A 23735-nucleotide genomic window follows, 5' to 3' on the forward strand; every position below is an offset into this window, starting at 1 on the left:
CAGGAGCACCCATGACCGAGCTGACCACCCAGACCGCCCAGCCGACCGCCGCCGAGCTGGTCGACTGGCTGCGCGACCGCGTCGCGGCCCAGACCGGCCGGCCCGCCGAGGAGATCGACGCCGACGTCCCGCTCAACGACTACGGCCTGGACTCCGTCTACGTGTTCGGCCTGTGCGCCGAGATAGAGGACCAGTACGGCATCGAGGTGGAGCCCACCGTCATGTGGGACAACACCTCCCTCGCCCCGCTCGCCGAGGCCCTGCTCACGCTGATCGCCGCGCGCTGAGCCGCCCGCCCGCCACCCCCGCCGTCCCGCCCGCCCAGCCCGGAGCCGCCGCGATGACCGCCCTTCTGCCCGAATTCCCGATGCCGCGCGAGCATCCGCTCGACCCGCCGCCCCAGTACCGCGCGCTCAGCGCCGAACGCCCGGTGTTCCAGGTGCGCACCCCCCGCGGCGACACCGCGTGGGTCGTCACCCGCCACGAGGACGTCCGCGCCGTGCTCACCCACCGCGCCTTCAGCTCCGACCCGCGCACCCCCGGATTCCCCACCTACGTCACCGGTGACGTGCCCCCGCCCGCCGGCTTCTTCATGCAGGCCGACCCGCCGGACCACGGACGCCTGCGCCGCACCGTGACCCGGGAGTTCCTCATCAACCAGATGGAGGCGCTGCGGCCCGTCATGCGGCGCATCCTGGACGGCCTGGTCGACCGGATGAGCGCGGACGGCCGCCGCTCCGCCGACCTGGTCCGCGAGTTCGCGCTGCCCATGGCCGCCATGACCATCTGCGAGATCCTCGGTGTCCCCTTCGAGGACCACGAGCTGTTCGTACGGCTCACCGACACCGTCCTGGACCGCACGAGCACCCCCGAACAGGCCGTCCAGGCGGCCACCGAGCTGATGGGCTACTTCGACCGGCTGGTCACCGCCAAGGAACAGCGCCCCTCCGAGGACCTGTTCGGCCGCATGGTCGCCCGCTCCGCCGAGGGCGGCCTCAACCACGAGGAACTCGTCGGCATGGCGGCCCTGTTGCTGCTCGCCGGCTACGACACGATGGCCCAGATGATCGGCATCGGCACCGTCACCCTCTTCGAACACCCCGACCAGCTGGACGAGTTGAAGAAGAACGCCGCCCTGCTGCCGGGCGCGGTCGAGGAGCTGCTGCGCTACCTGTCCATCAACCACGCCGGACTGCCGCGCGCCGCCACCGAGGACGTGCTCGTCGGCGGCCGGCAGATCCGCGCCGGGGACGGTGTCCTGGTGATGCTGAACGCCGCCAACCGCGACGAGGCCGTCTTCGAGAACGCCGACACCTTCGACATCCACCGCGAGAACACCGGCAAGCACCTCGCCTTCGGCCACGGCTTCCACAAGTGCGTGGGCGCCACCCTCGCCCGGGTCGAACTCACCGAGGTCTTCGGCGGCCTCTTCCGCCGCCTGCCCGGACTGCGCCCCGTCAAGACCGTCGAGGAACTGCCCTTCCGGCACGACATGGTGCTCTACGGAGTCCGAGAACTCCCCGTCACCTGGTGACCCAGGACCCGCCGACCCCCATCCGAAGGAACCCCCCCGTGACCGCATGTCCGCACGCCGCCGGTGCCCTGTTCACCCCGGCGTTCGTCGCCGACCCCTACCCCGTGTACGCCGCCCTGCGCGAGGAGGGCCGGGTACACCGCGTCACCCTGCCCGGCGGTGTCGAGGCATGGCTGCTCACCGGCTACGAGGACTGCCGCCGGGCCTTCCTCGACAACGACTCCTACTCCAAGGACATGGCGGCCACCTGGACCGCCTTCCGGGAACAGCGGGTCCCGGTCACCGGTGACGTGGTCATCGGCATGGGCGACTCCATGCTGGTGTCGGACCCGCCCCGGCACACCCGGCTGCGGTCGCTGGTCTCCAAGGGCTTCACCCCCCGCCGGATCGAGGCCCTCGCGCCGAGCATCGAGGCCACCGCGAACCGGCTGCTCGACGACCTCCTCGGGCGCGACGGCGAGCGGGCGGGGCGCGCCGACCTGACCACCGAGTTCGCGGCCCTGCTGCCGATGGAGGTGGTCCGGCACCTGCTGGACGTGCCCGCCGAGGACGGGGAGCGGCTGCGGCGCGCGGTGGAGGCGGTGATGAGCAACGACGAGGACAGCCGGGACGCCGCCATGGCCGCCTTCCAGGAGGTCCACGACTACCTGCGCGCCCTCGTCGCCCGCAAGCGCACCGGGAGCGGGGACGACCTCACCTCGGCCCTCGTCGCCGCCCGCGACGAGGACGACTGGCTCAGCGAGGACGAACTCGTCTCGATGCTGGCGCTGCTGCTCTCCGCCGGCCACGAGACCACCGTCAACCTGCTCGGCAGCAGCGTGCTGGCCCTGCTCCGCCACCCCGGTCAACTCGACCTGCTGCGGCGGGAACCGGAGCGCTGGCCGGACGCCGTGGAGGAGGTGCTGCGCTGGGACGGCCCGATCCAGAACGCCATCTGGCGCTTCACCCGCAAGCCGGTCACCATCGGCGACGTCACCGTCCCGGCCGGCGAGGCCGTGGCGCTGAGCGTCGCCGCCGCCGACCGCGACCAGGACCGTTTCCCGGGCGGCGAGGAGTTCGACATCACCCGCGGCGAGCGCGCGCATCTCGCCTTCGGCCACGGAATCCACCACTGCCTGGGCGCGCCGCTGGCCCGTCTGGAAGCACGGATCGCGGTCCCGCTGGTCTTCGAGAGGCTGCCGGGCCTGGCCCTGGCCGGCGAGCCCGCCTACCGCTCCTCCACCGTCTCCCGGGCGCTTTCCTCCCTGCCCGTGTCCTTCGAAAACGTAGGCTGATCGACATGAGAATCCTTGGTCTGTGCGGAAGTCTGCGATCCGGATCGCTGAACGCGGCCGTGCTGCGCTCGGCCGCGGAGCTGACCCTGCCCCCGCGCGAACTCGTCGTCGACCCGGGCCTGGGCCGGCTGCCGTTCTTCGACGCCGACGTCGAGATGACCGCGCTGCCCGGGATCGTGGCGGAGCTGCGGGCCGCGGTCGGCGCGGCGGACGGTCTGCTGATCGTGACCCCGGAGTACGCCCACGGCACCTCGGGGGTGCTGAAGAACGCCCTGGAGTGGCTGGTCGGCGGGGGTGAGATCGGCGGCAAGCCGGTGGCCCTGGCGAGCGCGTCCCCCGCGGTGACCGGCGGCGACCGGGCCCGGGCCTGGCTGGCGGAGACGCTCACCGTGATGGGCGCCCAGGTGATCCCGCAGGACCTGCGCATACCGCAGGCCACCCTGAAGATCGCGGACGGCCGGGTCACCGACGAGCCGACCCGGGCGGCCCTGGCCGCTCTCCTGGACGACCTCGCCGCCGCCGTCGTCGAGGCCCGCGAGGCCGACGGCAGCTTCGCGTCCTGACCGACGGCCGACGAAGACAGCCGACAGGGGTTCCCGAACGTTCCGGGGACCCCTGTGCGCCGCCTCACTCCTCGAACAGGGCCTCCTGCTCGCCCTCCGCGCTCCGCCGCACCCGCCGGTTGCGAGCCCCCACCACCACGGCGGTGGCCGCCGCGGTGACGCCGAGGGCGACCGGGACCATCCAGCCGCGGTCGAAGACGTGCCCGAGGGCGTGGTCGAGGGAGAGCCGGCCCGGGCCGGCGACGGCGAGGCCGGCCGCGGCCAGGCCCAGGCTCGCCGCGTGTTCGTAGCCGCCCTCCTGGGCGAAGAAGCCGTTGGGCGCGTGCACCGCCGCGGCCCCCGCCATCGCACCGGCCGCCGCCGCGCCCGCGGCCGGGGTCGCGAGGCCCAGCGCCAGCAGCGTGCCGCCGCCCGCCTCCGCCAGGCCCGCCGCCGTGGCGCTCGCCCTGCCGGGCGCGTAGCCGACGGACTCCATGAACTGGCCGGTGCCCTCCAGGCCGTGCCCGCCGAACCAGCCGAACAGCTTCTGCGCGCCGTGCGCCGCCAGTACCCCGCCGGTGCCCAGCCGGAGCAGGAGCAGGCCCAGATCGCGTCGGTCGTAACAGCTCACGGTGACTCCCCGGCAGACAGGCGGACAGGCGGACGGGTCTCTCCCGTGCCCCCACCCTCGCACCGACGGGGCCGCCCGGCGCGTCCTGGCTGCCGTTCGGGTGGCGGACCGGGGTGAGCGGTGTGAGCCTGACGCCATGACGATTCAGCCAGCCAAGCTCAGCGACCCGGCCGTCCGCGCCTTCGTCCACGCCGTCAACTCCCACGACCGCGAGGGCTTCATGTCCCTGCTCGCGCCCGGCGCGACCATGGCCGACGACGGCTCCGACCGGGATCTCGCCGACTGGATCGACCGGGAGATCTTCTCGTCGCACGGGCACATGGACGTCGACAACGAGTCGAACGGCGGCCGTACCCTGCTGGCCCGCTACAGCAACGACGCCTGGGGCGAGATGCGCACCAAGTGGTCCTTCACCGTCGAGGACGACGGACGGATCTCGCGGTTCGAGACCGGACAGGCGTAACCGGGCGTGAAGACCCCGCGCGGGACCGCACGGCCGCACGGCCGTACGGCACGCGCGCGATGCGCCGAGTGCCGCACCACTGTGCATCATCGGATTTTCATGTGGCCGTAAAATCCCGCCCGTTCTGGCCGTTCCGGCCCTTCGGTCACGAAACCCCTGCTCGACGCGGTGTACCGTCCCCGGGTGCGTGAATGTTCCCGGCTCAGCCGGCGTGCCGCCCTCGGGCTGGCGGCCGCCGCGCTTCCCTTGTCCACGGCCACCGAGGCCGCCGCGGCCACGGTCATCGGCGGCGAGCGTCTGGCCCGCGGCGGTGTCCAGGTGCGTGGTGCCTCCGGCCTGCCCAAGAAACTGACCGCCCGCTCCTGGCTGGTCGCCGACTGTGCGAGCGGGGAGGTCATCGCCTCCTTCAACGCGCACCGGCGGCTGGCGCCCGCGTCCACGCTGAAGATGCTGTTCGCGGACACCGTGCTGAAGAAGTTCGACCGTGCCCGGCGGTACCGGGTCACCGACGCCGACCTCGCCGACGTCCCGGCCGGCTCCAGCCTGGTCGGTATCAAGCCCGGCCTCACCTACACCGTCGAGCAGCTGTGGCAGGGCGTGTTCCTGCGCTCCGGCAACGACGCCGTGCACGTGCTGTCCCACATGAACGGCGGCATCGCCGGGACGGTCGCCGAGATGCAGGCCAGGGCCGAGGAGCTGCAGGCCCTGGACACCCATGTGGTCAGCCCCGACGGCTTCGACCACAAGGGGCAGATCTCCTCGGCGTACGACCTCACGCTGTTCGCCCGCCAGGGCCTGAAGGACGCCGACTTCCGCGGCTACTGCGGCACCAGGACCGCCGACTTCCCGGCGGGCGGCAAGAAGACCTTCCAGATCCAGAACACCGACCGGCTGCTGACCGGGGCATGGGGCATGGAGACGTACGACGGCCTGATCGGTGTGAAGAACGGCTACACCAGTCACGCCGGCAACACCTTCACCGGCGCGGCCACCCGTGGCGGACGCACCCTCCTGGTCACCGTGATGCACCCCGACGCCGGCGGCAACGCCGTCTACGAGCACACCGCCGCGCTGCTCGACTGGGGCTTCACGCACGGGCGTTCGGCCCGGGCCGTGGGCACGCTGGTGCAGCCGCTCGGCGAGGGCGGGGCGGGCGCGAGCCCGGCACCGGAGGGGGAGGCCGTGCGGGCGGCGGCCGGCGCGCCCGGCTCGGCGGCCGGGGGCGGTTCGGCGTGGCACCTGGCGGAGGGCACGGCCGGGGCGGCCGCCCTGCTGGGCGCCGGGCTCTGGGCCCTGCGCCGGCGCAGGGCACGGCCGGCGGCCGGCGGAGCGGGGAACGGCGGGTCCGGCCGGGGCGTCGAGAGCGACGGCGGGGACGGCGAGCGGAGCTGAGCCGCCGGGCGGTGCGCCGCGCCGGGCGGTGTGCCGCGCCGGACGGTGTGCCGCGCCGGACGGTGTGTGCGGCGGCCGTTCCACCCACCGGCGTGCGGACCGTGGTCGTCGCCGCGAGTCCGCCCCCGAGTCCGGTCCGGTGGAACGGCCGCCGCCGCCCCCCTCGGAGTGGCCGCGGAACTACCGTGTTTCAACTGTGAAGCTCTGGTGGAGGAAAGTTGAGCACACGTCCGCGACCGGTTGCAATACCGCGGACGTTCAAATTCCGGTTGTGCGCGCGGGGGAGGACCGCTCAGCCCCGCCCGATGTACGGCATCGCCGTCGCCAGTACCGTCGCGAACTGCACGTTCGCCTCCAGCGGCAGCTCGGCCATGTGCCGTACCGTGCGCGCCACATCGGCCACGTCCATCACCGGTTCCGGGGTTACCTCCCCGTTCGCCTGGAGCGCGCCGGTCTGCATCCGGGACGTCATGTCGGTCGCCGCGTTGCCGATGTCGAGCTGGCCGACCGCGATCCGGTACGGCCGCCCGTCCAGGGACAGCGACTTGGTCAGGCCGGTCAGCGCGTGCTTGGTCGCGGTGTAGGCGACCGAGTGCGGGCGGGGCGAGTGGGCCGAGACGGAGCCGTTGTTGATGATCCGGCCGCCCTGCGGGTCCTGCTCCTTCATCCGCCGGTAGGCCGCCTGGGCGCACAGGAACGCCCCGTTGAGATTGGTGTCCACCACGTGCCGCCAGGCGTCGTAGGGCAGATCCTCCACGGGCACCCCGCCCGGACCGAACGTCCCCGCGTTGTTGAACAGCAGATCCACCCGGCCGAACCGCTCCACGGCCGCCGCGAACAGCGCCTCCACGTCCTCCGGTCGGGACACGTCGGTGCGCACGGCGAGCGAGGCGGCCCCCGGGACCAGGGCCGCCGTCTCCTCCAGCGTCCCGGCCCGCCGGCCCGCCAGCGCCACCGACCAGCCATTGCGCAGCAGCTCCACGGCGACGGCCCGCCCGATCCCGGAGCCGGCCCCCGTCACCACCGCGATCTTCGATTCCCTGTCAGTCATGGTTCCGCAGCCTAGGCGCGAAGTCCGTCATGCGGAATCGGATGTCCGCCATACGGTTACCGGGCGAGAACGGCCCCCGCTTCCCCCGGATACCGCACCCCGATCCGCTCCCGCACCGCGTCCAGCGTGCGCATCACCGCGAGCGTGCCCTCCAGCGGCACCAGTGGCGACTCCTTCTCACCCGCCCGCAGCGCCCGCATGACCTCCCGCGCCTCGTGCCGCAGGCTGGTCCGCGGCCCGTCGGCCGGGCCGGCCGTGAACTCCTCCGGTTCGCGGCCGTCCCGGTGCAGCACGAACCGGTCCGGATGGAAGAAGCCGGCCGGGACGTCGATCCGGCCCCGCGAACCCGTGACCGAGGCGGTGACCGCCGTACCGCCGGTGATCGAGCAGTGCACCGAGGCCAGCGCGCCGCTCTCCCACGACAGCACGGCACCCGTCTGCAGGTCGACGCCCTCCGGCGACAGCACCGCGCTCGCCGCGATGCCGTCCGGCTCGCCCAGCAGCAGCTGCGCGAACGACACCGGGTACACCCCGAGGTCCAGCAGCGCCCCGCCGCCCAGCGCCGGATCCCGCAGCCGGTGCGCCGGAGGGAAGGGGCCGGCCAGCCCGAAATCGGCGTGCACGGACCGCACTTCCCCGATCGCCCCCGCCTCGACCAGCGCCTTCAGCCGCCGCACCAGCGGATTGCAGTACATCCACATCGCCTCCATCAGGAAGCGGCCGTGTTCCCGGGCCAGCGCGACGAGCTCCTCCGCCTCGCGCAGGTTCAGCGTGAACGGCTTCTCGCACAGCACGTTCCGTCCCGCCTCCAGACAGAGTCCGGCCGCCGCCCGGTGCGCCGTGTGCGGGGTGGCCACGTACACGACGTCGACGCCCTCGTCCGCCGCCAGCGACTCCCAGTCGCCGTACGCCCGCGCCACCCCGAAACGCTCCGCGAACGCCTCCGCCGACTCCCGCCGGCGCGACGCCACCGCCACGATCTCCGCGTCCGGCAGGTCGACCAGATCCGCGGCGAACGCCGCCGCGATCCCGCCGGTCGCCAGGATCCCCCACCGCACGCCCCGCTCCGCCATCGCCGCCCCGCCCTCGCTCATGTGTGCCTCGGCAGTGTGTACGAGCTGAGAGCATAGGTGCCTGCTCAGAACGAGAGGGAGGGACGCATGACCGAGCACGCGGCGGTACCGGCACCGGGAACGGGACACCCGTCCGCCGCCCGGCACCCGGCCGCCACCCGCCGTACCGGCCTGCTCGTCACCCTCGTCCTCGGCGGCCTCACCGCCACACCCCCGCTCGCCATGGACATGTACCTCCCGTCCCTTCCGGAGGTCACCCGCTCCCTGCACGCCCCCGCCGCCACCGTCCAGCTCACCCTCACCGCCTGCCTGGCCGGCATGGCACTCGGGCAGCTGATCGTGGGCCCGATGAGCGACCGCTGGGGCCGCCGCCGCCCGCTCCTGGCCGGCCTCGCCGTCTACCTCCTCGCCACCGCCCTGTGCGCCTTCGCGCCGAACGTGGAGACCCTGGTCGCCTTCCGGCTGGCCCAGGGCCTCGCCGGAGCCGCCGGCATCGTCATCGCCCGGGCCGTCGTACGTGACCTGTACGACGGCGTGGCCATGGCGCGTTTCTTCTCCACCCTCATGCTGATCTCCGGGGTCGCCCCCGTCGTGGCCCCGCTGATCGGCGGACAGATCCTGCGGGTGACGGACTGGCGGGGCGTCTTCGTGGTCCTCACCGTCGTCGGCGCCCTGCTCGCCGCCGTCGTCTGGCGGCGGCTGCCCGAGACACTGCCGCCCGCGGACCGGCACGACGGCGGGATCGGCCAGACGCTGCGCGCCATGCGCGGCCTGCTCGCCGACCTCCCCTTCACCGGCTACACGCTCGCCGGCGGCTTCGCCTTCGCCGCGCTGTTCGCCTACATATCCGCCTCGCCCTTCGTGATCCAGGAGATCTACGGCGCCTCCCCGCAGACCTTCAGCCTGCTGTTCGGCGTCAACTCGGTCGGCCTGATGATCGCGGGACAGATCAACGGCAAGGTGCTGGTGGGGCGGGTCAGCCTGGACAAGGTCCTCGCGGCCGGCCTGGCGGTGATCGTGCTCGCGGCGACCGCCCTGCTCCTGCTGTCCACCGGCGTCCTCGGCGACACCGGCCTCGCCCCGATCGCCGCCGCCCTGTTCGTGCTGATGTCCGCCATGGGCATCACCCTGCCCAACGCCCAGTCCCTCGCCCTGCTGCGCACCCGGCACGCCGCCGGCTCGGCCTCCGCGCTGCTCGGCACCACCTCCTTCCTCGTCGGCGCGGTCGCCTCGCCGCTCGTGGGCGTCGCCGGAGACCACACCGCCGTGCCCATGGCCGTGGTCCAGCTGGCGGGAGCACTGGTCGCGACGGCCTGCTTCGTGGGAATGTGCCGTCCCTGGAGGTCACGGGACACCGCCCGTGCGGGGCCGGAAGGAGACGGGAACTGAGCGCACCGAGACTGCGCGCCGGCACACCGGAGCGGGCCGGGCTCGACCCCGTCGAGCTCGGACACCTGGTGGCCGAGGCGCACGCCCTCACCGCCGGCGCACACCCCTGGGCGTCCGGCGCCGTCGTGCTGGCCGGCCGCGGGCCCGTGATCGCCGTGGCCGAGGCCGCCGGCTGGGCGGTGCGCTACGCCGCCCACGACCCCGGCACCGGCGCCGGCGTCGAACTGCCGCCCCCCGCCCGGGTCCCGGTCACCGTCTCCACCCCCTTCGACCTGGCCTCCCTCACCAAGCTGTTCACCTCCGTCGCCGCCGTGCAGCAGATCGAGCGCGGCACCCTCGGCATCGACGCCCGCGTCGGCGACTACCTTCCCGACTTCTACGCCGCCGCCGCGTTCGGCGTCACGGTCCGGCAGCTGCTCACCCACACCTCCGGGCTCCGCCCCGAACTGCCCCTCTACGACTGCCCGGACGACGCCGGCCGGCTGGACCTGCTGCGCGCCGAGGCACCCGCCGGCGAGCCGGGCCGGTACATGTACTCGGACCTGAACATGCTCCTGCTCCAGTCCGTGCTGGAGCGCATCACCGGCCGCCCCCTCGACGTCCTCGTGCAGGACGGCATCACCCGGCCGCTCGGCATGACCGCCACCGCCTTCGGGCCCTGCCCCGGCGCGGCGGCCACCGAGGACCAGCGGCGGCCGTGGGCCAAGGCCGACCGGGGCATGCTGCGGGGCGTGGTCCACGACGAGAACGCCTGGGCGCTCGGCGGGGTCGCCGGTCACGCGGGCCTGTTCTCCACCGCGCACGACCTCGCCGTCTTCTGCCGCGCCCTGCTCTGCGGCGGCTCCTACGGCCCCGCGCGCATCCTCGGCCCCGACTTCGTGGAACTGCTGTTCACCCCGCCCGGGCTGGGCTTCGCCCTGGACCAGCCGTGGTTCATGGGCGAGCTGGCGGGCCGCGGCGCGGCCGGCCACACCGGCTTCACCGGCACGTCCCTGGTCCTGGACCCGGCGACGGACACGTTCCTGATCCTGCTGGCCAACAGGGTCCACCCCAGCCGCCGCCCCCCGGACAGCACACCGAGAGCGGCACTGGCGACGAGACTGGCGCGGGCGGTGATCTGAGCCGCCCCCGGCAGGCCGGCACCGGCTCCGGGCGCCATAGAATCAGCGGGTGAACGACCCCCTCCGCACCGCACTGGCCGAGCTGCTCGACGGCCTGCCCCCCACGGAGGTGGCCGCCGCCGTGGACCGGCTGATCGCCAACTACCGCGGAGCCACCCCCACCCACGCGCCGATCCTCCGCGACCGCGCCGACGTCGCCGCCTACGCCGCCTACCGCATGCCCGCCACCTTCGAGGCGGTCCGCTCCGCGCTGGAGGCGTTCGCCGACACCGTCCCCGGCTGGACGCCCGGCAGCCATGTCGACGTCGGCGGCGGCACCGGCGCCGCCACCTGGGCCGTCACGACCACCTGGCCCGGCGAGCGCGGCGTCACCGTGCTGGACTGGGCCGAGCCCGCGCTCGCCCTCGGCCGGGAGATCGCCGCCGCCCACCCCTCCTTGCGGGGCGCCCGCTGGCAGCGCGCCCGGATCGGCGCGGACCTCACCCTGGACGCCACCGACCTGGTCACGGTGTCGTACGTCCTCAACGAACTCTCCGGGGCCGACCGGGCCGCCCTCGTCGACGCCGCCGCCGGCGCCGCGCAGAGCGTCGTGATCGTCGAGGCCGGCACCCCGGCCGGCTACGACCGCGTCATCGAGGCCCGCGACCGGCTCGTCCGGGCCGGCTTCCGGATCGCCGCCCCCTGCCCGCACAGCGCCGCCTGCCCCATCGTGCCCGGCACGGACTGGTGCCACTTCTCCGCCCGGGTCGGCCGCTCCTCCCTGCACCGCCAGGTCAAGGGCGGCTCCCTGGCCTACGAGGACGAGAAGTTCTCCTACGTCGCCGCCACCCGGCTGCCCGCCGAACCGGCCCCCGCCCGGGTGGTCCGGCGCCCGCAGATCCGCAAGGGCCAGGTGCTGCTCGACCTGTGCGAGGCCGAGGAGCAGCTGCGCCGCACCACGGTCACCAAGCGCCACGGCGACCTGTACAAGGCGGCCCGGGACGCCGACTGGGGGGACGCCTGGCCGCCGTACGGCTCCGTGTCGTAACCGTCCCCGACGCTTGTTACTTTCGACCCCATGGTCAACAAGCCCGCCCCCGACGCCACCCGCCGCAGCGAGAAGTCCCGCCGGGCGATCTACGAAGCGGCCCTCTCCCTGGTGGGGGAGGTCGGCTACCCCAGGACCACCGTCGAGGGCATCGCCGCCCGGGCCGGGGTCGGCAAGCAGACCATCTACCGGTGGTGGTCCTCCAAGGCGGACGTACTGCTGGAGGCGTTCCTGGACCTCGCCGAGCAGGCGGCCCAGGCGGCGGGGCACGAGCCGTACAGCCTCCCGGACACCGGTGACCTGGCCGCCGACCTCAAGGCGGTGCTGCGGGCCACCGTGGACGAGCTGCTCGACCCGCGCTTCGAGGCGCCCTCACGGGCGCTGGCCGCGGAAGGTCTGGTCAACGAGCAGCTCGGCCGCGAGTTCGTGACCAAGCTCCTCGAACCGCAACTGCAGCTGTACGTCCACCGGTTGCGCGCGGCGCAGGACACCGGGGCGGTACGGCGCGACGTCGATCCCCGGATCGCCCTCGAACTGTTCGTCTCCCCCCTCGCCCAGCGGTGGCTGCAGCGAACAGGGCCGATCTCGTACGACTACACGGACACCCTGGTCGAGTACGCGCTGCACGGCCTCGCACCCCGCTGATCCCCACCCGCCCACCCGTCCCGGCGGCTGTGAGGTACGTCTCGTCCCGTTCCGCCTGAACCGTCCTGCGGCCCCCCGAAGCACGCGAAGATGGGACGATAAGGCATGCTGTCCGCACACCAGCGAGGCGACCACCAGACCGAGGCGATAGATGAGCGCGACGTTCGGCGGCCGGACCGGCCGGCAGGGCAAACTCTCCCAGTGGCTGCGCGGACGCCGCCCGAAGGAGACCGCCGCCGACGACGAGGGCCGTGAGGCCCTGCTGCTCGCCGCCGCCGGCGCGGGGCTGCCGCTGGCGCCCGCCGCGCACCCCGCCCCCGGCTACCGCTGCTCCTGCGACCGCGTCGGCTGCCCCACCCCGGCCCGGCACCCCGTGTCGTTCGCCTGGCAGACGCAGTCCACCACCGACCGCGCCCAGATCGAGCGCTGGGCCCGGCACCAGCCGCAGGCGAACTTCATCACCGCCACCGGCATGGTGCACGACGTGCTGGACGTGCCCCTGAAGGCCGGCCGCGAGGCCCTGGACCGGCTCCTCGGCTCCGGCATCGAGGTCGGACCGGTCGCCGAGAGCGACGACGGCCGCATGCTGTTCTTCACCCTCACCCGCGGCACCCCCGAGGACGAGGACGAGTGGTGGCCCTGCGAGCTGGACTGCCACCCCGAGACGATGGACGAGCATCCCGGCCTGCGCTGGCACTGCCGCGGCTCCTACGTCCTCGTGCCGCCCGCCCGGCTGCCCGGCGAGGACGGCCGGCAGGTGCGCTGGGCGCGCGGCCCCGAGCATCCGCTGCCCGATCCGCTGAGCCTGCTGGAGGTGCTCACCGACGCCTGCGCCCGGCACGCGGGCGACGAGAGCGGCCACCAGGCCGCGACCTGGCCACCGCGCCACTGACCGGCCGACCCGGCGGCCGGCGACGGCCCCGGCGGCCGCCGACGACCGTCCCGGCGGCTACTCGCCCTGGGCGGACGTCATTCCCTGGACCCGCCCCAGCATCCGCACCGGGCCGCTGCCGGCCGGGTCGAGCACGGCCTGGTTGGCGATCGACTCCAGCGTCAGGGACTGCTTCACCTCGCCCTTGACCAGGGCCTGCACGTCCTTGTTCGGCACCTGCACGGTGCCGCCCGTGTAGGCGGTCTGCTTCTCGTAGTGGTGCGTGGTGAAGAACACCAGCGCCCCGCCGTCCGCGGTGCGCAGCGCGAGCGGCGCGTAGTCGTCGCGGGTGAGCGGTTCGTCGATGTACTGCCGGACCAGGCCGGGCGTGTTGGCGGCCTTCTCGCGGTCCGCGCGCAGCCCGCTGGTGTCGCGGCCGTCGGCGAAGGCCTTCCCGCCGTCCTGCAGATAGCTCGCGAAGGACTTGCTCAGCTCGTCCGGGCGGACGGCCAGTTGCGTGGTGTCGGCCGGTACGGCCTCGGCCCAGCCGTCCTCGTCCGTCCTGAACTCCGGTACGGTCCCGGGCGTCATGAGGGTCAGATAGGCCACCTGCCACCGCTCGCCGAGGTCGTGGCGGGTGAACACCAGCACCCAGCGGAAGTCGCCGCCCTTGTTGCCCCGGGCGTCGGCGACGAACCAGCGGGGCCAGCCGGCCTTCTCGGGGATCGTGAAGTGCGCGTCCGTCAGCGTCAGCGGGGTGTGGTTCGCGTTCCCCGACGGGCTGTTGACGTGCCCGGCCTTCAGCCGGGCGGAGTCGATGTCGGCGAGCGCCCCGGTGACATAGGGCGCGTCCACGGAGCTGTCGTAGGCCTTGTCGGCCTTGTTGTACGCGTCCGTGAACGCGGTGAGCGCCTTCGCGGCCTCGGCGCGGGTGGTGGCGGGCACCACCTCGCGCTCCCCGTGCACCACCACACAACCGCTCGCCGTCGTCAGCGACAAAGCGGTCAGCGCGGCTGCTATGAGTGCGTTCCGGTCACGCCTGCGAAGCCGTCGACGGCTGTGTTCCCTGCTCATCCGGCTCCTTCACCTTCCCCTTTCCGGAGGCGAACCCTACCGGGGAGAGGAACAGCGCGAGCACCGGGACCAGATACAGCGCCCACACCGTGATCTGGACGACCGTCGGATCAGGCTGGAAGTTGAAGACGCCCTTCAGCAGGGTGCCGTACCAGCTGTCCGGCGGGATGGCGCCGCTGATGTCGAAGGCCAGCTCGTTGATGCCCGGGACCCAGTTGGCCTCCTGCAGATCGTGGAAGCCGTACGCCAGCACGCCCGCCGCGACCACGACCAGCATGCCGCCGGTCCAGGTGAAGAACTTGGCCAGGTTGATCCTCAGGGCGCCCCGGTAGAACAGCCAGCCCAGGAGCACCGCCGTGGCGAGGCCCAGGGCCACGCCGACCAGCGGGCGCGGGGTGCCGTCGGAGGCAGCGTGCACCGACGCCCACACGAACAGCGCGGTCTCCAGGCCCTCCCGGCCGACGGCGAGGAACGCGGTGGCGACCAGCGCGCCCGTGCCCAGGGCGAGGGCCGCGTCCAGCCTGCCGTGCAGCTCGGACTTCAGGTGCCGGGCGGTGCGCCGCATCCAGAACACCATCCAGGTCACCAGGCCCACGGCGACGATCGACAGGGAGCCGCCGAGCGCCTCCTGCGCCTGGAACGTCAGCTCCTGCGAGCCGAACTCCAGGGCGCAGCCGAAGCCCATGGCGATGGCGATCGCGATGCCGATGCCCGTCCAGATCGGCTTCAGGGCGTCCCTGCGGCCGGTCTTGACCAGGTAGGCGATCAGGATGCAGACGACGAGCGACGCCTCCAGCCCCTCGCGCAGGCCGATGAGGTAGTTGGAGAACACGGGCTACGCCTCCTTCGAGAACAGTGTGCGGCCCCACCAGTCGTGGGCGTCCCGGACGCCGGGGGGAACCGCGAAGACCGCCGAACCCACGTGCTGGATGTACTCGTTCAGCGCGTCCTGCGCCGACAGCCTGCGCTGCAGCGGGATGAAGCCCTTGCGCACGTCCCGCTGGTAGGCGAGGAAGAACAGGCCGGCGTCCAGGCGGCCGAGGCCGTCGGTGCCGTCGGTGAAGGAGTAGCCCCGGCGCAGGATGGTGACCCCGCCGTTGGAGTCGGGGTGCGCGAGACGCACGTGCGCGTCCGGCTTCATCGCCTTCAGGAACGGCTCGTCGTGCTCCTTGGCCTTGCCGACCGGGGCGCCCTCGCGCTTGTCCCGGCCGAACACGTCCTCCTGCTCCTGCAGCGAGGTGCGGTCCCAGGTCTCGATGTTCATCCGGATGCGGCGGGCGACGAGGTACGACCCCCCGGTCATCCAGGACGACTTCGCGTCGCCGTCCCCGTCGCCGACCCACACGAACTTCTTCAGCCGGTCGGTCTCGGTGCCCGCGATGTTGCGGGTGCCGTCCTTGAACCCCATGAGGTTGCGCGGGGTCTGCGCGTCCGGGGTGGTCGAGGAGGTCTTGCCGAAGCCCAGCTGGGACCAGCGGATGGCGACCTTGCCGAAGCCGATCCGGGCCAGGTTGCGGATGGCGTGCACGGCGACCTGCGGGTCGTCGGCGCAGGCCTGGACGCACAGATCGCCGCCGGTGCGGGACCGGTCCAGGTTGTCCCCGGGGAACTTGGGCAGGTCGACCAGGGCCTCGGGCCGCTTGTCGGCCAGGCCGAACCGGTCGAAGAGCGACGGCCCGAACCCGATGGTCAGCGTCAGCCGGGACGGCTTGAGCCCGAGCGCCTCACCGGTGTCGTCCGGCGGGGCCTCGGCGAGCCCGCCGTAGGCGCCCTCGCCGACCGCCTCGCCCGCGGTCATCCGGCGGGCCGCCGCGGTCCAGTCCTTGAGCATCTGGACGAACTCCTCGCGGTCCTCGGTCTTCACGTCGAACGCGGCGAAGTGCAGCCGGTCCTGCACCGGGGTGGCGATGCCGGCCTGGTTGGCGCCGTGGAACTCCACCGCGCCGCCCGTCTCGGCGGCCACCGGGTCCACGTCGTCGCCCGCCTCGGCCATCGCCACCGCACCGCCGGCCGCGGCGGCCCCGAGCGCGAGCCCGGCACCACCCCAGCCGATCAGCGTCCGACGCGACGGATTGCTCCCCTGGCTCTCGGTCATCGCCCTACCCCCTGCTTACTTCACGACCGCGGCGGCGAGCTTGGACAGCGGCTCGGCGAGCGCGTTCACCGCGTCCGACAGCTCCTTGCGCTGTTCCTTGGTGACCTTGTCGTAGGAGACGAAGTCGTAGGACGTCTTGTCCTCGCGGTACTTGTCGAGCAGCGCGTCCAACGCCGCGAACTGCTTGTCCAGCTCCTTGGCCAGCGCCGGGTCGTTCTTCGCGGCGACCGGCTTCAGCAGCTCGTACGCCTTCTGGGCGCCCTCGACGTTGCCCTTGAAGTCGACCAGGTCGGTGTGCGCGTAGCGGTCCTCCTCGCCGGTGACCTTGCCGGTGGCGACCTCGTCCAGCAGCTCCTTGGCGCCGTTGGCCATGGAGGTCGGGGTGATCTCGGCCTTGCCGACCCGGCCCTGCCAGTCCTTGAGGTCCTTCACCAGCTGGTCGGCGAGGGACTTCTCCTCGGCGCCGATCTTCTTGTCGTGCCAGAGCGCCTTCTCCAGCCGGTGCCAGCCGGTCCACTTCTGGCCGTTCTCGAGGCCGTCCTCGCGGACGTCGACCTTCGGGTCGATGTCACCGAAGGACTCGGCGACCGGCTCGGTGCGCTCCCAGCCGAGGCGGGATATGCCGTAGGCCTTCTTCGCGGCGTCCAGGTCGCCGGCCTTGACCGCCTTCACGAAGGTCTCGACCTTCGGCAGCGTCTCGTCGGCCTGGTCCTGGGCGTACTGGCGGTAGTCGGCGACCGCCGTGTCCAGCTTGGGGTCGCGCTTGGCGGCGGTGCCGGCGCCGGTCACGGTGAGCTTCTGCCGGACGCCGTGGCCCTTCATGCCCGGACGGCAGGCGATCTCGTACGCACCGGCCTTCACCTCGGCGGTGAGCGTGTACTTGGTGCCCGGTCCGATGTTCTCCTTCTCGGAGACGATCCGGTCGTCCGGGAACAGGATCTCGACCTCGGTCGCCTTGGAGCCCTTGTTCTCGATCTTCAGCGTGACCTGGCCGGCCGGTACGGACGTGGCGGAGGTCTCGCACTTCGAGTCGGCCGCCGTGACCTGGATGGCGTCACCGTCCTTCGCATCGCTCTTCGCGGTGCAGGCCGAGAGGGCGGTCAGAGCGGCCGCGGTGGCGGCGGCGGTGACGGTCAGTCGGACGGCTCGCATGCAGGCTCCAAGCGGATCTGGTCTGGTGAGGCTGCCCTAACTTACATGAGGCTTACCTCACCGATACCCGTGCGGGTCGTGATTCACCTCTCACGGAAAGATCACAGGCACGGCTTGATCTCGGCGGCCAAAAACAAATTCCAAGCGGAAGTAAAGGACGGGTCATGGGGCCGGGTGCGGAGCTGTCGGCCGGACGCGGGCGGCATCCCGTACCCGGCCGCTGCCGGGCGGTGCCCCCGCCGGGGAGGCGCCGGCGGGGAACGCGGTGTTTGAATGCCCAAGTGACTGATTACGACGTGCTCCGCGTCTTCTGCGGGCCGAACGGCGGCTACGGCAACGAGCTGGGGGTCGTCCGCGAAGGTTCGGTACTGCCCGAGCGCAGCGACCGGCAGGAGCTGGCGGCCAAACTCGGCTTCAGCGAGACCGTGTTCGTGGACGACCCCGAACGCGGAGTGATCGACATCTACACGCCCACCCTGCGCCTGCCCTTCGCCGGCCACCCCTGCGTGGGCACGGCCTGGCTGCTCGACGTGCCCGAACTGGTCACGCCCGCCGGGGTCGTCGGGGCCCGGCTGGACGGCGAGTTCAGCTGGATCGAGGCCCGCGCGGAGTGGGCGCCGCCGTGCACCCTGCGCCAGTACGCGAGCGCCGCCGAGGTGGACGCGCTGGAGGTGCCGCCGCCGGGGGAGCGAAGCGAGACGGGGGTCCCCCCGGAGGAAGTCCTGGGGAGGACCTACGCCTGGGCCTGGGAGGACGAGGCGGCCGGACGTGTCCGGGCCCGTGCCTTCCCGGCCCGTATCGATGAGCGCGGCGACAGCCGCTCCCGCGGAGCCGGTGCTTGCACCGGGAGCATCGAGGAGGACGAGGCCACCGGTGCGGCGGCGCTGCTCCTCACCGAACGGCTCGGCCGGGCCCTCAACATCACCCAGGGCCGGGGCTCCCAGATCCTCACCGCGCCGCAGCCGCACGGGTGGGTGGAGGTCGGCGGCCGCGTGTTCCTGGAGAGGTGAGCCGGCCCGCCCGGCCCGGGAAGGTCACGCCGACAGCTCGAACTCCTCGCCCAGTTCCCTGAACACCCCGGTGTTCAGCGCGAACGCGGCCCTGCACTCGGCGACGATCCGCTGCCTCTCCAGCTCGTCCGCCGCGATCCCGTCCAGCAGGGCGCGGTAGTCCCGCTTGAAGGCGGCCGGGTTGGGGATCCGCTCGAAGACGTAGAAGCGGACCCCGTCGCCCTTCCTGGGGAAACCCCACGCGCGCTCCGCCCTGTCCCGGATGATCTGGCCGCCGGAGAGGTCGCCGAGATACCGGGTGTAGTGGTGGGCGACATAGCCGCCGGGCCAGCGCTCGGCGCACTCCCGCACCCGGTCCGCGTACGCCCGGGTCGCGGGCAGCGCGCTCAGTCCCGCCCGCCAGTCCGCACCCCGCAGGCGCGTCAGGTCCCGCTCCAGCTCGGGCAGCCGGAACAGCTCCGGCCGCACGAACGGCCCGGCCACCGGATCCGCCGCCAGCCCTCCGGCCGTGCTCTCCAGCGCCTCGTAGACGAACCACAGTTGCTCGGTGTAGCGCGCGTACGCCTCGACGCCGAGCCGGCCGCCGAGCAGGTCGGTCATGAACGTCGAGGTCTCCGCCTCCACGTGCTGTTCGTGGGAGGCGGTGCGGATCAGGGACGAGAAGGGGTCCATGAACACATCCTCTAAGGTAAGGCTTACCTAAGTCAACGCCTTGCCGACCTTGTGTCGGCAACTTTGCCGACAGTCTGTCGGTAAAAGCGTACAAGAGAAAGCCCGCCCCGTCAGGGAGCGGGCTCCGCGCCGATCAGGGCAGCGTCAGGATCTCCGTCCCGGTCTCCGTCACCACCAGCGTGTGCTCGAACTGCGCGGTCCGCTTGCGGTCCTTCGTCACGACCGTCCAGCCGTCGTCCCACATGTCGTACTCGTGGGTGCCCAGCGTCAGCATCGGCTCGATCGTGAACGTCATGCCCGGCTGCATCACCGTCGTCGCGTGCGGGCTGTCGTAGTGCGGGACGATCAGCCCGGAGTGGAACGAGGAGTTGATGCCGTGGCCGGTGAAGTCCCGGACCACGCCGTAGCCGAAGCGCTTGGCGTACGACTCGATGACCCGGCCGATGACATTGATCTGCCGGCCCGGCTTCACGGCCTTGATCGCCCGGTGGAGCGCCTCGTGCGTGCGTTCCACCAGCAGCCGCGACTCCTCGTCCACGTCACCCACCAGATAGGTGGCGTTGTTGTCGCCGTGCACACCGCCGATGTACGCCGTCACGTCCAGGTTGACGATGTCGCCGTCCCTGAGGACCGTCGAGTCCGGGATGCCGTGGCAGATGACCTCGTTGACCGAGGTGCACAGCGACTTCGGGAAACCGCGGTAGCCGAGCGTGGACGGGTAGGCCCCGTGGTCGCACATGTAGTCGTGGGCGACCTTGTCCAGCTGATCCGTGGTGACCCCGGGCGCGATGATCCTCGCGGCCTCCGCCATCGCCTGCGCGGCGATACGGCCGGCGATCCGCATCGCCTCGATGGTCTCGGGGGTCTGCACCTCGGGCCCCGTGTACGGCGTCGGCGCGGGCTTGCCGACGTACTCGGGGCGGCGGATGTTTCCGGGGACCGAACGGGTGGGGGAGAGCTCCCCTGGTACGAGCAGCGACTGGCCAGACATGCCAGCGAGTCTATCCAGCGGACATGGGGGAACATGTCGGTGGCGAGAGGAGCTGTCCATGGCCCTGTTCAAGAAGCGCACCGCCGGCAAGCCCGGCGAGTGGTACTACTGCCTGGAACACAAGAAGATCGAGGAGGGCCCGGACTGCCCGGGCAAGGACCGCTTCGGGCCGTACGCCTCCCCGGACGAGGCCCGGCACGCGATGGAGACCGCCGCCGAACGCAACCTCCAGTGGGAGAACGACCCGCGCTGGCACGACGCGCCGTCCGGCGGCGGAACGGCCGAAGAGGACTGACTCCTCCCTCCCTGCCTGCCTGCCTGCCTGCCTGCCTGCCGTGCCTGCCGGTCCGGCTGACGCCGCGTGTCATGCCTGCGCGGTCACGGCGTCACCGGGGGCCGCGCGCCGCTCGCGCATCCGTACCGCGTGCTCGTTCGTCCGGGCGTCGTACGTCATCAGGCCCGGCAGGCACAGCGCGAGCAGCCCCACCGCGCCCGCGCACGCCAGGCCACCGGACCACACCGAGGCCCGTACGCCCGCCCAGGCCGCCGTGCCACCGGCCCGGACCTGGCCGAGCTGCGGGCCGACCGAGTACGACAGCAGCTCGATCCCGGCGAGCCGGCCGCGCAGCTCGTCCGGGATCGTCTGGTTCCACATGGCCGCCCGGAAGACCCCGCTGACCATGTCGAAACCGCCGCCGACGGTGAGGAGCAGCAGCACCAGCCACACGTTCCCGCACAGACCGGCCGCCGCGACCGCCAGGCCCCACCCGGCGGCCGCCAGCACCACCATCAGCCCGTGCCGGTGCACCCGCGAGGTCCAGCCGCTGGTCAGGCTCACCACCAGCGCGCCCGCCGGGAGGGCGGCGTACATCAGCCCGAGCGCCCACTCGGCGTGCAGGTCGTCGGCGAGGAACGGCAGCACGGCGAGCGGCATGGCCAGGAACATCGCCGCGAGGTCGACGGCGTAGGTGCCGAGCAGCTCCTTGCGGCTCCATGCATACCGGGCGCCCTCCGCGACGGCCTTCAGATCCGGCTTCGCGGCCTCCGCGGCGGCGGGGGAGGGGGCGATCCGCGCCATGTACGCCAGCGAGAGCGCGAAGGTCAGCAGATCGGCGGCGTAGGCCCAGCCGAGGCCGGCGTAGGCCACGACCACGCCCGCGACCGCCGGCCCGGCGACCCCGCCCACGGTCCAGCGCAGCGAGTTCAGCGAGGCCGCGGCCGGCATGTCGTCGTGGGCGACGATCCGGGGCCACAGCGAGTCGTGGGCCGGGCGCTGGACGGAGACCAGGGCGGAGGAGAGGGCCGCGACGGCGTACAGCGGCCAGACCGCGGGGTGCGGGAGCAGGGCGTTCAGCAGCAGGACGGCGCTGAGCAGGCCCTGGCCGGCCTCTGTCCACACGATGAGCTTCCGCTTGTCCAGGGCGTCGGCGAGGGCGCCGCCGTAGAGACCGCAGACGATCAGCGGAAGCAGCTCCACGGCGCCGATCGCCCCGACGGCCGCCGCGGAGCCGGTGAGGTCCTTCAGCTGGACGGGCAGCGCGACGAAGGTCAGAAAGCTGCCGAAGTTGCTGATGAGCCCGGACTTCCACAGACGGCGGAAGTCGGCGGAGGCTTTCCAGGGGGAGAGGTCGGGGAGGAGATTGCGGAGCACAAGGGGCCATGCTCGGCGGCCGCGCGAAGCGGAGCAACCGCTTTTCGAACCGACCGCTCCCCCCGCGCCTCCCCGGGGCCCGGCCCGCCCGGCACACCGGCCATCCCCGCCCACCGGCTCACCCCACCAGCCGCCCCCGCCCCCGACACCCCCCGCCACCACGCCCGTTTCCCGCCCGGACGGGTCGGGCGTCCCTCCCCGGCCCGGCGGTCACCTCTGCCGCAGGGCTCGGCCCCGGGTCGGACGGGGCGGGCGCGGGGAAGTCACCAAGGGGCGGGCGGTGGTGCCATCAGGGCCTCCGCCAGCCGGGACAGCCGGTCCCGGAAGCCCCGCCGCGCCCGCGGAGAGCCCGCGTTCTCGCCCGCCGCCGCGCTCACCAGGTGCTGCACGGTGTCCAGGTCCAGCTCCGCACCCTCCGGCACGGCCAGCGTGTCGTGCGCCATCGCGGCCAGCTCGCCCCCGTCGGCGCCCAGCGCCAGCACCGTGACCCCGGCCCGCCGCGCCGAGTGCACCCGCTCCAGCAGCGGCGCGGGCTCCTCGGGCGCCACGACCAGCAGCGTCTCACCGCGCCGCGCCGCCGCGATCCGGCCCGGCCCGACCGCCAGATGCGCGGGATCGCAGGGCCGCGCGTCGTGCCGTACCAGGGTCGGCGCCAGCTCGGGCGTGCCCGACCAGGCCGCCTCGTCCACCAGGTGCGCCGCCAGGTGCCACGGCTCGTACTCCGGCGTGCCCACCAGCAGCAGCCCGCCCCCGTGCGCCACCACCGAGCCGCGCAGCACCCCCGCGAACCTCCGGGTGGCCCCCAGCCACTCCGTCCCGGCGAGCACTTCCCTCAGCCACGCGACCCGTACGGCGTCCATGCGACCGCATCCTGCCGCAACGAAGCATCCGTGACCCCGAGTTCACCCCGAATTCGCCCGACGTGGGGATGGGCCCGGCCCAGTCCCAGGCCGTGAGGAGCCACCCGATGACCGACGTGACCGTCCTCTTCCGCGCGGGCCACGAGGGCTACGCCAGTTTCCGCATCCCCGCCGTCGTCGCCACCCGCACGGGCACGCTGCTCGCGTTCTGCGAGGGCCGGCACGACTCGGCGGCCGACCACGGGCACATCGACATCGTGCAGAAGCGGTCCACGGACGGCGGCCGCACCTGGGGCCCCCTCCGGGTCGCCGCGAGCAACGGCCCCGACCTCGCCGGCAACCCCGCCCCCGTCGTCCTCGACACCGGCCGCGTCCTGCTCGTGCACGTCCGGGCCGCCGCCTCGGCCACCGAGGCCGCCATCCTGCGCGGACAGGTCGGTGACGCCGACGGCCGCCGGGTGTGGGTGCAGCACAGCGACGACGACGGGGCCGGCTGGTCCGCGCCCAGGGAGATCACCGCACAGGTGAAGAAGCCCGGCTGGCGCTGGTACGCCACCACCCCCGGCCACGCCCTGCAGCTCACCTCCGGCCGGGTCCTCGTCCCCGCCAACCACACCCTGCCGCCCACCGGCACCGACACCGGCGCCGAGGCCAGGTACAACAGCGGGCACTGCCTGCTCAGCGACGACCACGGCGAGAGCTGGTACCTCGGCTACCTGGACGAGAACACCGACGGCTACGTCAACGTCAACGAGACCACCGCCGCCGAACTCCCCGACGGCCGCGTCTACCTGAACACCCGCAACGACTCCCCGTCCCCCGGCAACCGGGCCGACGCCCACTCCAAGGACGGCGGGAAGACCCTCCTGAAGCCCTTCCGGCCGCAGGCCGGGCTGACCGCACCGGTCTGCCAGGCCTCCGTGCTCCAGCTCCGCGACCCCGACCTGCTCCTCTTCTCCGCCCCGGCCGACCCCGCCGCCCGCGCCCTGATGACGATCCGCGCCTCCGCCGACGGCGGCACCACCTGGCGCACGGCCCACACCGTCGACGGGCTGCCCGCCGCCTACTCCGACCTCGTCCGCGTCGACCCGCACACGGTCGGACTGCTCTACGAGACGGGCGACTTCGGCACCTACGAGACGATCACCTTCCGCCGGGTCCCCGTGCGCCGGCTGACCTGAGCAGGTGCCGAGCCGGGCCCGCACGTAGAGTCGGCC

25 protein-coding genes are annotated in these 23735 nt (G+C 73.0%); 14 read left to right on the forward strand and 11 right to left on the reverse strand.

Annotation, left to right across the window (positions count from 1 at the left end):
- The first annotated feature begins 11 nt into the window (after nucleotides 1-11).
- The 4 genes from FHS34_RS03810 to FHS34_RS03825 are packed head-to-tail and all read left to right on the forward strand — an operon-like array spanning nucleotide 12 to nucleotide 3371.
- Complete coding sequence (locus FHS34_RS03810) at nucleotides 12-287, forward strand: acyl carrier protein (RefSeq protein WP_184960948.1); 276 nt, start codon at nucleotides 12-14, stop codon at nucleotides 285-287.
- Between the two features lie 53 nt (nucleotides 288-340).
- Nucleotides 341-1534, forward strand: coding sequence for a cytochrome P450 (locus FHS34_RS03815; RefSeq protein ID WP_184960950.1), 1194 nt, complete (start codon nucleotides 341-343; stop codon nucleotides 1532-1534).
- Between the two features lie 38 nt (nucleotides 1535-1572).
- Nucleotides 1573-2808 (forward strand): cytochrome P450 family protein, encoded by a 1236-nt coding sequence (locus tag FHS34_RS03820; RefSeq protein WP_184960952.1) that lies wholly within the window; start codon nucleotides 1573-1575, stop codon nucleotides 2806-2808.
- 5 nt (nucleotides 2809-2813) lie between these two features.
- A complete protein-coding gene (locus FHS34_RS03825) occupies nucleotides 2814-3371 on the forward strand; it encodes an NADPH-dependent FMN reductase (protein WP_184960954.1) in 558 nt (185 codons plus the stop codon).
- A 64-nt stretch (nucleotides 3372-3435) separates the two neighbouring features.
- Here FHS34_RS03825 and FHS34_RS03830 read toward each other — a convergent pair whose 3' ends face one another.
- Nucleotides 3436-3981, reverse strand: a complete 546-nt coding sequence (locus FHS34_RS03830) for a DoxX family membrane protein (protein ID WP_184960956.1) — start codon at nucleotides 3979-3981, stop codon at nucleotides 3436-3438.
- A gap of 136 nt (nucleotides 3982-4117) precedes the next feature.
- On the opposite strand from FHS34_RS03830, the gene FHS34_RS03835 reads away from it, so the two are divergent.
- Together FHS34_RS03835 and FHS34_RS03840 are read left to right on the forward strand one after the other, a co-directional pair.
- Entirely contained in the window at nucleotides 4118-4444 is a 327-nt protein-coding gene (locus FHS34_RS03835) for a nuclear transport factor 2 family protein (RefSeq protein ID WP_184960958.1), read from the forward strand.
- A 183-nt stretch (nucleotides 4445-4627) separates the two neighbouring features.
- A complete protein-coding gene (locus FHS34_RS03840) occupies nucleotides 4628-5836 on the forward strand; it encodes a D-alanyl-D-alanine carboxypeptidase family protein (protein WP_184960960.1) in 1209 nt (402 codons plus the stop codon).
- A gap of 292 nt (nucleotides 5837-6128) precedes the next feature.
- On the opposite strand, the gene FHS34_RS03845 is transcribed toward FHS34_RS03840, so the two are convergent.
- Together FHS34_RS03845 and FHS34_RS03850 are read right to left on the reverse strand one after the other, a co-directional pair.
- Nucleotides 6129-6887, reverse strand: a complete 759-nt coding sequence (locus tag FHS34_RS03845; RefSeq protein WP_184960962.1) for an SDR family oxidoreductase — start codon at nucleotides 6885-6887, stop codon at nucleotides 6129-6131.
- A 56-nt stretch (nucleotides 6888-6943) separates the two neighbouring features.
- Nucleotides 6944-7960, reverse strand: a complete 1017-nt coding sequence (locus FHS34_RS03850) for a Gfo/Idh/MocA family protein (RefSeq protein WP_184961349.1) — start codon at nucleotides 7958-7960, stop codon at nucleotides 6944-6946.
- Nucleotides 7961-8047: 87 nt separating this feature from the next.
- Here FHS34_RS03850 and FHS34_RS03855 point away from each other — a divergent pair, with 87 nt between their 5' ends.
- The 5 genes from FHS34_RS03855 to FHS34_RS03875 all read left to right on the forward strand — a co-directional run bounded on the left by FHS34_RS03855 (nucleotide 8048) and on the right by FHS34_RS03875 (nucleotide 13034).
- Nucleotides 8048-9349 carry a multidrug effflux MFS transporter gene (locus FHS34_RS03855; RefSeq protein ID WP_184960965.1) on the forward strand — a complete coding sequence of 434 codons (1302 nt, stop codon included), beginning with the start codon at nucleotides 8048-8050 and terminating at the stop codon, nucleotides 9347-9349.
- Entirely contained in the window at nucleotides 9289-10470 is a 1182-nt protein-coding gene (locus FHS34_RS03860; protein WP_184960967.1) for a serine hydrolase domain-containing protein, read from the forward strand. Before FHS34_RS03855 ends, FHS34_RS03860 begins: the two co-directional genes overlap by 61 nt.
- Nucleotides 10471-10519: 49 nt before the next feature.
- Complete coding sequence (locus FHS34_RS03865) at nucleotides 10520-11497, forward strand: small ribosomal subunit Rsm22 family protein (protein ID WP_184960969.1); 978 nt, start codon at nucleotides 10520-10522, stop codon at nucleotides 11495-11497.
- Nucleotides 11498-11527: 30 nt separating this feature from the next.
- The gene (locus FHS34_RS03870; protein WP_184960971.1) at nucleotides 11528-12142 is read left to right on the forward strand and encodes a TetR/AcrR family transcriptional regulator; all 615 of its coding nucleotides are present in this window, start codon (nucleotides 11528-11530) and stop codon (nucleotides 12140-12142) included.
- Nucleotides 12143-12293: 151 nt separating this feature from the next.
- Entirely contained in the window at nucleotides 12294-13034 is a 741-nt protein-coding gene (locus tag FHS34_RS03875) for a bifunctional DNA primase/polymerase (protein ID WP_184960973.1), read from the forward strand.
- A gap of 57 nt (nucleotides 13035-13091) precedes the next feature.
- On the opposite strand, the gene FHS34_RS03880 is transcribed toward FHS34_RS03875, so the two are convergent.
- Genes FHS34_RS03880 through efeO form a run of 4 tightly spaced genes read right to left on the reverse strand, consistent with a single transcriptional unit; the run spans nucleotide 13092 to nucleotide 17334 of the window.
- Entirely contained in the window at nucleotides 13092-14087 is a 996-nt protein-coding gene (locus tag FHS34_RS03880) for an SCO2278 family lipoprotein (protein ID WP_184960975.1), read from the reverse strand.
- Nucleotides 14047-14919 (reverse strand): iron uptake transporter permease EfeU, encoded by an 873-nt coding sequence (efeU, locus tag FHS34_RS03885; RefSeq protein ID WP_184960977.1) that lies wholly within the window; start codon nucleotides 14917-14919, stop codon nucleotides 14047-14049. Before efeU ends, FHS34_RS03880 begins: the two co-directional genes overlap by 41 nt.
- Before the next feature lie 3 nt (nucleotides 14920-14922).
- On the reverse strand, nucleotides 14923-16182 hold the full coding sequence (efeB, locus tag FHS34_RS03890) for an iron uptake transporter deferrochelatase/peroxidase subunit (RefSeq protein WP_184960979.1): 1260 nt from the start codon (nucleotides 16180-16182) through the stop codon (nucleotides 14923-14925).
- A 15-nt stretch (nucleotides 16183-16197) separates the two neighbouring features.
- The gene (efeO, locus tag FHS34_RS03895) at nucleotides 16198-17334 is read right to left on the reverse strand and encodes an iron uptake system protein EfeO (protein ID WP_184960981.1); all 1137 of its coding nucleotides are present in this window, start codon (nucleotides 17332-17334) and stop codon (nucleotides 16198-16200) included.
- A gap of 281 nt (nucleotides 17335-17615) precedes the next feature.
- On the opposite strand from efeO, the gene FHS34_RS03900 reads away from it, so the two are divergent.
- On the forward strand, nucleotides 17616-18344 hold the full coding sequence (locus FHS34_RS03900) for a PhzF family phenazine biosynthesis protein (protein ID WP_184960984.1): 729 nt from the start codon (nucleotides 17616-17618) through the stop codon (nucleotides 18342-18344).
- A 24-nt stretch (nucleotides 18345-18368) separates the two neighbouring features.
- On the opposite strand, the gene FHS34_RS03905 is transcribed toward FHS34_RS03900, so the two are convergent.
- Nucleotides 18369-19016: a biliverdin-producing heme oxygenase gene (locus FHS34_RS03905; protein ID WP_184960986.1), complete on the reverse strand. Its 648-nt coding sequence runs from the start codon at nucleotides 19014-19016 to the stop codon at nucleotides 18369-18371.
- Nucleotides 19017-19149: 133 nt separating this feature from the next.
- On the reverse strand, nucleotides 19150-20007 hold the full coding sequence (gene map / locus FHS34_RS03910) for a type I methionyl aminopeptidase (protein WP_184960988.1): 858 nt from the start codon (nucleotides 20005-20007) through the stop codon (nucleotides 19150-19152).
- A 58-nt stretch (nucleotides 20008-20065) separates the two neighbouring features.
- On the opposite strand from map, the gene FHS34_RS03915 reads away from it, so the two are divergent.
- Entirely contained in the window at nucleotides 20066-20302 is a 237-nt protein-coding gene (locus tag FHS34_RS03915; protein WP_184960990.1) for a hypothetical protein, read from the forward strand.
- 69 nt (nucleotides 20303-20371) lie between these two features.
- Here FHS34_RS03915 and FHS34_RS03920 read toward each other — a convergent pair whose 3' ends face one another.
- Both FHS34_RS03920 and FHS34_RS03925 read right to left on the reverse strand, forming a co-directional pair.
- Nucleotides 20372-21658 carry an MFS transporter gene (locus tag FHS34_RS03920; RefSeq protein ID WP_184960992.1) on the reverse strand — a complete coding sequence of 429 codons (1287 nt, stop codon included), beginning with the start codon at nucleotides 21656-21658 and terminating at the stop codon, nucleotides 20372-20374.
- 263 nt (nucleotides 21659-21921) lie between these two features.
- On the reverse strand, nucleotides 21922-22518 hold the full coding sequence (locus FHS34_RS03925; RefSeq protein WP_184960994.1) for a hypothetical protein: 597 nt from the start codon (nucleotides 22516-22518) through the stop codon (nucleotides 21922-21924).
- A gap of 107 nt (nucleotides 22519-22625) precedes the next feature.
- On the opposite strand from FHS34_RS03925, the gene FHS34_RS03930 reads away from it, so the two are divergent.
- Nucleotides 22626-23699: a sialidase family protein gene (locus FHS34_RS03930; RefSeq protein WP_184960996.1), complete on the forward strand. Its 1074-nt coding sequence runs from the start codon at nucleotides 22626-22628 to the stop codon at nucleotides 23697-23699.
- Nucleotides 23700-23735: the final 36 nt, after the last annotated feature.

The sequence above is a fragment of the Streptomyces echinatus genome (assembly GCF_014203595.1).
GTDB classification, from domain to species: Bacteria; Actinomycetota; Actinomycetes; order Streptomycetales; family Streptomycetaceae; genus Streptomyces; species Streptomyces echinatus.

What these genes read in the sequence shown, in the direction of transcription:
- FHS34_RS03810 (WP_184960948.1), top strand. Translation starts at nt 12, where the DNA reads ATGACCGAGCTGACCACCCAGACCGCCCAGCCGACCGCCGCCGAGCTG.
- FHS34_RS03815 (WP_184960950.1), top strand. Translation starts at nt 341, where the DNA reads ATGACCGCCCTTCTGCCCGAATTCCCGATGCCGCGCGAGCATCCGCTC.
- FHS34_RS03825 (WP_184960954.1), top strand. Translation starts at nt 2,814, where the DNA reads ATGAGAATCCTTGGTCTGTGCGGAAGTCTGCGATCCGGATCGCTGAAC.
- FHS34_RS03835 (WP_184960958.1), top strand. Translation starts at nt 4,118, where the DNA reads ATGACGATTCAGCCAGCCAAGCTCAGCGACCCGGCCGTCCGCGCCTTC.
- FHS34_RS03845 (WP_184960962.1), bottom strand. Translation starts at nt 6,887, where the DNA reads ATGACTGACAGGGAATCGAAGATCGCGGTGGTGACGGGGGCCGGCTCC.
- FHS34_RS03850 (WP_184961349.1), bottom strand. Translation starts at nt 7,960, where the DNA reads ATGGCGGAGCGGGGCGTGCGGTGGGGGATCCTGGCGACCGGCGGGATC.
- FHS34_RS03855 (WP_184960965.1), top strand. Translation starts at nt 8,048, where the DNA reads ATGACCGAGCACGCGGCGGTACCGGCACCGGGAACGGGACACCCGTCC.
- FHS34_RS03870 (WP_184960971.1), top strand. Translation starts at nt 11,528, where the DNA reads ATGGTCAACAAGCCCGCCCCCGACGCCACCCGCCGCAGCGAGAAGTCC.
- FHS34_RS03875 (WP_184960973.1), top strand. Translation starts at nt 12,294, where the DNA reads ATGAGCGCGACGTTCGGCGGCCGGACCGGCCGGCAGGGCAAACTCTCC.
- FHS34_RS03880 (WP_184960975.1), bottom strand. Translation starts at nt 14,087, where the DNA reads ATGAGCAGGGAACACAGCCGTCGACGGCTTCGCAGGCGTGACCGGAAC.
- efeB (WP_184960979.1), bottom strand. Translation starts at nt 16,182, where the DNA reads ATGACCGAGAGCCAGGGGAGCAATCCGTCGCGTCGGACGCTGATCGGC.
- efeO (WP_184960981.1), bottom strand. Translation starts at nt 17,334, where the DNA reads ATGCGAGCCGTCCGACTGACCGTCACCGCCGCCGCCACCGCGGCCGCT.
- FHS34_RS03905 (WP_184960986.1), bottom strand. Translation starts at nt 19,016, where the DNA reads ATGGACCCCTTCTCGTCCCTGATCCGCACCGCCTCCCACGAACAGCAC.
- map (WP_184960988.1), bottom strand. Translation starts at nt 20,007, where the DNA reads ATGTCTGGCCAGTCGCTGCTCGTACCAGGGGAGCTCTCCCCCACCCGT.
- FHS34_RS03915 (WP_184960990.1), top strand. Translation starts at nt 20,066, where the DNA reads ATGGCCCTGTTCAAGAAGCGCACCGCCGGCAAGCCCGGCGAGTGGTAC.
- FHS34_RS03925 (WP_184960994.1), bottom strand. Translation starts at nt 22,518, where the DNA reads ATGGACGCCGTACGGGTCGCGTGGCTGAGGGAAGTGCTCGCCGGGACG.
- FHS34_RS03930 (WP_184960996.1), top strand. Translation starts at nt 22,626, where the DNA reads ATGACCGACGTGACCGTCCTCTTCCGCGCGGGCCACGAGGGCTACGCC.